The organism is Brachybacterium sp. AOP29-B2-41, from assembly GCF_052378395.1.
Classification (GTDB): Bacteria; Actinomycetota; Actinomycetes; order Actinomycetales; family Dermabacteraceae; genus Brachybacterium.
This window is the reverse complement of the sequence record NZ_JBQSXR010000007.1, coordinates 177,934-184,522: the sequence shown is the minus strand read 5'-3', so window position 1 is coordinate 184,522 and position 6,589 is coordinate 177,934. Positions and strand designations below refer to the sequence as shown.

General features: G+C 70.1%; 6 protein-coding genes. 1 reads left to right on the top strand and 5 read right to left on the bottom strand.

What is annotated here, in order from left to right:
• Positions 1–210: 210 nt before the first annotated feature.
• A complete protein-coding gene (locus ACT3T9_RS09215; protein WP_444502646.1) occupies positions 211–2,517 on the bottom strand; it encodes an AAA family ATPase in 2,307 nt (768 codons plus the stop codon).
• Between the two features lie 101 nt (positions 2,518–2,618).
• On the opposite strand from ACT3T9_RS09215, the gene ACT3T9_RS09210 reads away from it, so the two are divergent.
• Positions 2,619–2,924: a DUF2277 domain-containing protein gene (locus ACT3T9_RS09210; protein ID WP_441446229.1), complete on the top strand. Its 306-nt coding sequence runs from the start codon at positions 2,619–2,621 to the stop codon at positions 2,922–2,924.
• A gap of 37 nt (positions 2,925–2,961) precedes the next feature.
• Here the strand turns inward: ACT3T9_RS09210 and ACT3T9_RS09205 are convergent, their stop codons facing one another.
• The 4 genes from ACT3T9_RS09205 to ACT3T9_RS09190 are packed head-to-tail and all read right to left on the bottom strand — an operon-like array spanning position 2,962 to position 6,452.
• A complete protein-coding gene (locus ACT3T9_RS09205; RefSeq protein WP_441446230.1) occupies positions 2,962–3,756 on the bottom strand; it encodes an enoyl-CoA hydratase/isomerase family protein in 795 nt (264 codons plus the stop codon).
• A 43-nt stretch (positions 3,757–3,799) separates the two neighbouring features.
• On the bottom strand, positions 3,800–4,576 hold the full coding sequence (locus ACT3T9_RS09200; protein WP_441446231.1) for an SDR family NAD(P)-dependent oxidoreductase: 777 nt from the start codon (positions 4,574–4,576) through the stop codon (positions 3,800–3,802).
• Positions 4,577–4,605: 29 nt separating this feature from the next.
• On the bottom strand, positions 4,606–5,748 hold the full coding sequence (locus ACT3T9_RS09195) for an acyl-CoA dehydrogenase family protein (protein ID WP_441446232.1): 1,143 nt from the start codon (positions 5,746–5,748) through the stop codon (positions 4,606–4,608).
• Between the two features lie 35 nt (positions 5,749–5,783).
• Complete coding sequence (locus tag ACT3T9_RS09190) at positions 5,784–6,452, bottom strand: TetR/AcrR family transcriptional regulator (protein ID WP_444502645.1); 669 nt, start codon at positions 6,450–6,452, stop codon at positions 5,784–5,786.
• Positions 6,453–6,589 lie beyond the last annotated feature (137 nt).

The following is a 6,589-nucleotide window of genomic DNA, read 5'->3' as shown; positions in this document are numbered from 1 at the left end:
ATGCCCAAAAGCAGGGGCCCACCAACGAGCGATGAAGTACTGGTCTAAGGGCCTTGTGTGCTACCCGCTGTGCACGCTCGCAATGACCTGCCTCGAATTCAGGGCTGAGTCGATCGCTCGATACTGCAATCGGCTATCGGGACCCAGCCTGACCGACCGCTGGCACGGCACCGCACAATGCGGTGCGGGACATCACCGCGGACGTCGTCCTCACTGCCCGGCCCACTCCAGGAACTCCTCGGCCGCGATCACCGGCTTGCCCCACTTCACCGCGTTCTTGGTCTTGTTCGACTGGGTGCCGAGCTCGGCGACCACGAGCACGTCGCTCTTGGTCTTGGTGACGTTCGGTACCGCCACGAGCCCGCGATCCTCGGCGAGCCGCTCCAGCCGGTCACGGCTCACGAAGCCAAGGGCGGGGGAGACGACCTCCCCGGTGAAGCACACCCGAGCTCCGGGCACGAGCACCTCGTCCAACACTGACTTCTCCTCGAGCTCGAAGCCGTCGGGAAGCACCCGCACCCCGTAGTGCGCCTCGACAGCGCGCAGCCGCTCCACCACGAGCGAATCCGGGTGGAGGACCCGCTCCCATGCGGTCTCCAGCGCCTGGGCCAGCACGAGTGCGGCGTCATCCTCGGCAGAGAGGTTGCCACCCACCACGAATCCCTCCGGGCCCTCCATCCCGTCGGCCCCGGTGCTGCGGGCGAGCAGGAAGCCATGCCCGCGCACCAGCTGGGGGAACGCGGTCCCACCGGTCGCCGGCATCGCTCCCTCGGCACGCAGTCGCTGCACGGCTGCGCGCACCGCGCGGGCACGCTCGAGCGCCGTCGGGGCACGCAGTCCGGCCCGCTCAGCGGAGGTGAGGGCGCCCGTCGGCAGATCGACCCCGAGCGGCATCGGCTCCACGATCCCATTGCGCTTGAGCTCGAAGTCGATGCGGGAGAGCTGCTGGTCCACCCCCGCCCCGATCGGCACCCGGCCGGCGAGCAGCGGGGACAGCGCCCGCCACGCCTCGACCAGCAGCGGCGCGAGCTGCACATCCCGGGTGGTGAGGCCGAACTCAGTGCGGGCGGCGAACAGGTCGCTGGTGGGGTTGATGACGGTCGTCGCTTCGTCGCCCTCGTCGGTGACCAGCGCGATCTCGACCGGTCGGGGGCGGTAGCGGTCCCCGTCGTTGCCAACGGCGAGGGACGCCAGATACACCTCGTCGAGGTCGTCCGCCGGCGCGGCCCGCGAGGCGAGGAACCGTCGCACTCGGGTGTCGGACTTCAAGTCGCGTGGCAGCACATCGCGCTTCAGCACCAGGCCTTCCAGGCTCGTGCAGCGTGAGAGCGCCACATACAGCTGGCCGTTGGCGAAGGTGCCTCCGGTGAGGTCCACAATCACCCGCTCGAGGGTCTGGCCCTGGGACTTGTGGATCGTGATCGCCCAGGCCAGCTTCATCGGCAGCTGGGTGAAGGTGCCGATCACCTCGTGGACGAGTGAGCCGCCCTGCATGCCGGGGCGAGTGATGTCCCAGGTGTACGGGGACACCAGGACGGTGCGGCCGTCACGCAGCTGGACGGTGACCACGGGCCCGTCCTCATCGCTGCCGATCGCGTCGATGCGGCCCAGGGTGCCGTTGACCCAGCGGTCCAGCGGATCGTTGGTGAGCATCATGATCTGCGCGCCGACAGCGAGCTCCAGCTGCACATCGGTGGGGCGCTCGAACCCGTCGGTCTCCCCGCGGATGACGGCGGGGAAGGTCTGGGCCGGGTGCGGCAAGCGTTCGAGCAGCTGCCGATTCCGGGCGCCGACGATCCGGTTGGTGGTGGCGAGCGTCAGCCAGAACTCCTCGAGCGGGGCTTCGAACTCCGGGTCCGTCCGACGGTTCAGCTCTGCGCGCGCGTCCTCGAGCAGTGCCCCGTCGCGCACCGCGTTCAGCAGATCGACCAGGCGGTCGTCCCCCTGCTGGCGGAACACGGTGCTGAGCTCGACGACGGGGAAGGTGTCCCGATGGAAAGAGTGGGCGGAGAAGAAGAACGGGGTGCCGTAGCGCTCCTCGATGAAGGGCGCCTCGGCGTCGGTCACCACCGGCGGCAGCTGGTACAGGTCGCCGACCAGCACCAGCTGCACCCCACCGAGCGGCTCCCCGGGCCGCGGCCCGAACCGTTCGAGCGCCGCGGTGAGCGCGTCGAAGAGGTCGGCCCGCACCATCGAGGCCTCGTCGATGATCAGCGTGTCCAGCTCCGCGAGCGCCTTCGCGAAGCGGCCCGGGTAGTAGCCGCCCCCGCGCACCATCTCCTCGCTCACCCCGAGCGGGAAGGAGAACAGGCGGTGGATCGTGTAGCCGTCCACGTTCAGCGCCGCGATCCCGGTGGGCGCGACCGTGATCGTCGACCGCGTCGTGGTCTCCAGGAAGTGCCTGATCAGCGTGGACTTGCCCGTGCCTGCCCGGCCGGTGAGGAAGAGGTGGTCGCCGGCGTGCAGGTGGTCCAGGGCATCCTGGAACTCCGGAGTGATCGTGAGCTGGGTGGGCATGGGTCCATTGTCCCGGATGGGGGCGGGGGTGAGGCGGGGAGGGTGCCGTGCAGTCTCCGCCGGGCATTGCCCGGCCCTCGCTCCCGTGCCAACCTTGTCCCATGTGCCGCAACATCAGGCCCCTCCACAACTTCGCGCCCGAGGCCACCTCCCAGGAGGTGCACGATGCCGCGCTGCAGTACGTGCGCAAGGTCAGCGGGATGACCAAGCCGTCTCAGGCGAACACCGAGGCATTCGAGCGAGCGGTCGCCGAGATCGCGCATGCCACCGAGCATCTGCTGGCTGAGCTGGTGACCGCCGCCCCGCCGAAGGACCGCGAGGAGGAGCGGGAGAAGGCCCGGGCCCGGAATGCCAAGCGGTTCCCGCAGAGCTCCGTGCAGACCACCCCGCAGCCCGCCGCATCCTGAGGCGGGCGGCCGCCGGGCCGTCGGCTCCCACCGCGGGTCACTGCCCCTCGAACCCCGGCGCCCGCTTCTCCAAGAACGCCGCAGCCCCCTCGGCCTTGTCCTGCGTCGTGTAGAGCAGCGTCTGCGCGAGCTGCTCCAGCAGCAGTCCCGTCCGCTGATCCGCGTCCGCTCCCGGACCGACGACCAGCTTCGCGAGTCGGATCGCGAGCGGGCCCTTGGCGAGGATGCTCGCCATGATCTCCGCGGCCGTGGGCAGCAGTTCCGCGGCGGGCACCACCGTGGTGACCAGGCCGTAGTGCTCCGCCTGCTCGGCGGTCAGGGCTCGGCCGGTGAGGATCATCTCGAGCGCTCGGCCGACGCCCACCAGACGGGAGAGCCGCTGGGTGCCGCCGGCGCCGGGCAGCACCCCGAGCCCCACCTCGGGCAGGCCCATGCTCGCGTTCTCCGCGGCGATGCGGATGTCACAGCTCATCGCGAGCTCCAGGCCGCCGCCCATCGCGACACCGTTCAGGGCGGCGATCGTGGGCTTCGGGAAGTCCTGGATCCGGTCGAAGAGCTTCTGCATCGTGGCAGCCAGCCCGTCGACGGTCTTCCAGGCGGCGAGCTCGGAGATGTCCGCCCCGGCGGCGAAGGCCTTCGGGCCGCTGCCGGTGATGATCACCCCGCGCACGGCGTCGTCGGCCGCCCAGGCATCCAGCGCCTGGGCGATCTCTGCCTGCATGGTCGCGGTGAGGGCGTTGCGCTGCTCCGGGCGGTGGAGCGTGATCGTCCCGATCGGGCCTGTCACCTCGGCGCGGATCGTCTCGAAGGTGCGGGGCTGCTGCTCGGTCATGCTCGCCTGCTCTCTGCGTCGGTGGTGAGATCGCGGGGTGGGCTCAGGCCATGGTGAGCCCGCCGGAGACGGACAGGGTCTGGCCGGTGATGTAGCTCGAGGCGGGGGAGGCGAGGAAGGCGACGGCGTTCGCGAGATCCTCCGGCTGGGCGAGACGGCGCAGCGGGATCGCCCGCTCCAGTGATGCACGCAGCCCCGGGCTGTCCTCGGAGATCGAGGCGAACAGCGGAGTATCTGCCGGGCCGGGGCACACCACATTCGCCGTGATGCCGGCGCGGGCGCTCTCGCGGGCGAGCGTCTTGGTGAACGCGACGATCCCTCCCTTGCAGGCCGAGTACACGGCCTCCCCGCTGGAGCCCACGCGGGCGGCGTCCGAGGCGATGTTCACGACGGTGCCGTGGCCCTGCTCCGTCATCACCCGCACCACCGACTGGCAGCAGTGCAGCGTGCCGTAGAGGTTGATCCCGATGATGCGATCCCACAGCGCGGGATCCTGCTCGAGGAACGGGCCGACCTTGTCCCAGCCGGCATTGTTGACCAGCACATCGATCCGGTCGAAGTGCTCGGTGACCTGGGCGGTCATCGCGTCCACGCTCGCGCGGTCGGAGATGTCGACTGGGACGGCGAGGGTGTCACCACCGAGCTCCGCGGCGACCTCTCGGGCCGCGGCCTCGTCGAGATCGGCGACCACCGCGATCGCCCCGTCGGCCGTGAGCCGGGTCGCGATGCCCTTGCCGATGCCGCTCGCGGCACCGGTGACGATGCAGATCCGCCCGGTGAGATCCTGATCGTTGGTAGCGGGGGCTGACGGCGGGGGCATGACGGTTCTCCTCGGGGCAGGTGGTGCGTTCACGGCGCGAGCTCGCGATCCACGCTGTGGCGGGCGATGACGAGCTTCATGATCTGGGCGGTGCCGTCGCCGATCTGCAGCCCCAGCACGTCGCGCAGGCGCTGCTCGATCGGCCGGTCGGTGAGATAGCCGTACTGGCCGTGGCTGAGCAGGCACTGGTGGATGACGTCGTAAGCAGTCTTCGGCGCCCACCACTTGCACATCGCAGCCTCCTTCGTGTGCGGCAGCCCGGAGTCCTTCAGCCAGAGGGTCCTCTGGCAGAGCAGCCGGGCGGCCTCCAGCAGGGTCTCCGCCTCGGCCAGCGGGAACGCCACCCCCTGGAAGGAGCTCAGCGGGCGGTCGAAGGCCAGGCGAGAGCTGGTGTACTCCCAGGTCTCCTCGAGCGTGACCTGCGCGGCGCCGAGCACCTGCAGGCCGATCAAGGCACGGGAGAAATCGAACCCCTGCATCACCTGGGTGAACCCCGTGCCCAGCTCGCCCAGCAGGTTCTCCTCGGGGATCCAGGTGTCGGTGAACTCCACCATTCCGCGGCCCACGGCACGGGTCCCCATGTCGGGGGCGACGCGGCGCTCGACTCCGTCGCGGTCCAGCTCCACCAGGAAGGCGCTGATGCCGTGACCGCGCCGTCCCTCCTCGGTGCGGGCGAACACCACGGCGGCGCTCGCATGCATCGCGAAGGACATGGACTTGGTGCCGCGGAGCACCCAGCCGTCGGCCTGGGACGTGGCGGTCATGGAGGGGCTGCCGGCGTCGGATCCGGCGCCCGGTTCCGAGAGCCCGATCGCCACGATGTCCTCACCGCTGGTGATCCGGGGGGCCCACCGCGCCGCGACCTCCGTGCGTGCGGTGCGCGCCAGGATCTGGCCGACGAGGGAGCCGATGACCTGGACGTACGCGACGGTGAGGTCGCCCCGCGCGATCTGCTCGGTGAGCATGCCGGTGGTGAGCGCGCGCTCGCCGCGGCCGCCGAGTGCCGCCGGGAGCTCCGGGGCGATCAGGCCGCGTGCTCCCATGAGCAGGCGCAGCTCCGGCTCGATGATCCGATTCGTCTCGCGCTGGGGGTAGTCGGGGGCGATCTGAGCGGCGACCTCGGCGGCCGCGTCGATATAGCCCTGCATCGCGTCGTCGATGACGAAATCCATGAGGCCTCCTGGGGCTGCGGTGGGGGAGCGGCGTGCTAGGTGAGGTCGCCGAGCAGATCGGGGTAGTCGCTGCGGTGTTCCGGGCGGATGGCGGTGGAGAGCAGGAGCGCCGTCTGGGTGCGGAGGAACTCCTCGAACGTCATGCGCGGGGCGAAGTACCAGTGCTTCAGCGCCCAGGAATGGGCCACCGTGAGCAGGTCGTAGGAGTACAGCTCGGCGTGGATCGGCCGCAGCAACCCCTGCTCGACGGCGGTGTCCACAGCGCTGCGCAGGGGCTCGACGGTCCGGATCTCCAGCTCCTTGACGACCGCACGGCCCGCCTCGTCCAGGGTGTTCGCCTCGCGGTAGGTCAGCATCACCGCCTGGCGGTTCTCCCGGATGACGGTGCAGTAGGCGGCGAACGCGCCGGCGATCTGACGGACCGGGTCGTCTTCGGGCTTCAGCGCCTCGGAGAGGAGTCGCCCCATGTCGTCGAGCACTCCTTCGGTGACGGCCTGCACGAGCTCCTGCTTGTTCGCGAAGTACCGGTAGATCAGGCCAACGGAGACTCCGGCCGCAGCCGCGATCATCTGCATGGAGACCGCTTGTGAGCCGCTCCGCTCCATCAGCGGGACGGCCGCGTGCAGGATCTGCCGCCTCCGTGCATCGGTCCTCGCGGCGCGGGCGGCCTCCTCCGGGACGATGGCTGTGTCGTGACGGAGCACGTCCCCTCCTTCGGGTGCACGCGCACCGCTCGGTTGCTGCGCATGAGAACGTCGCTCAGCGGAAGTGAATGATGCTTCATCATGAAGTCTGGCGTGGGCCATGATGGCGAGTCAAGGGGTGGATGGTCGGGACTGGC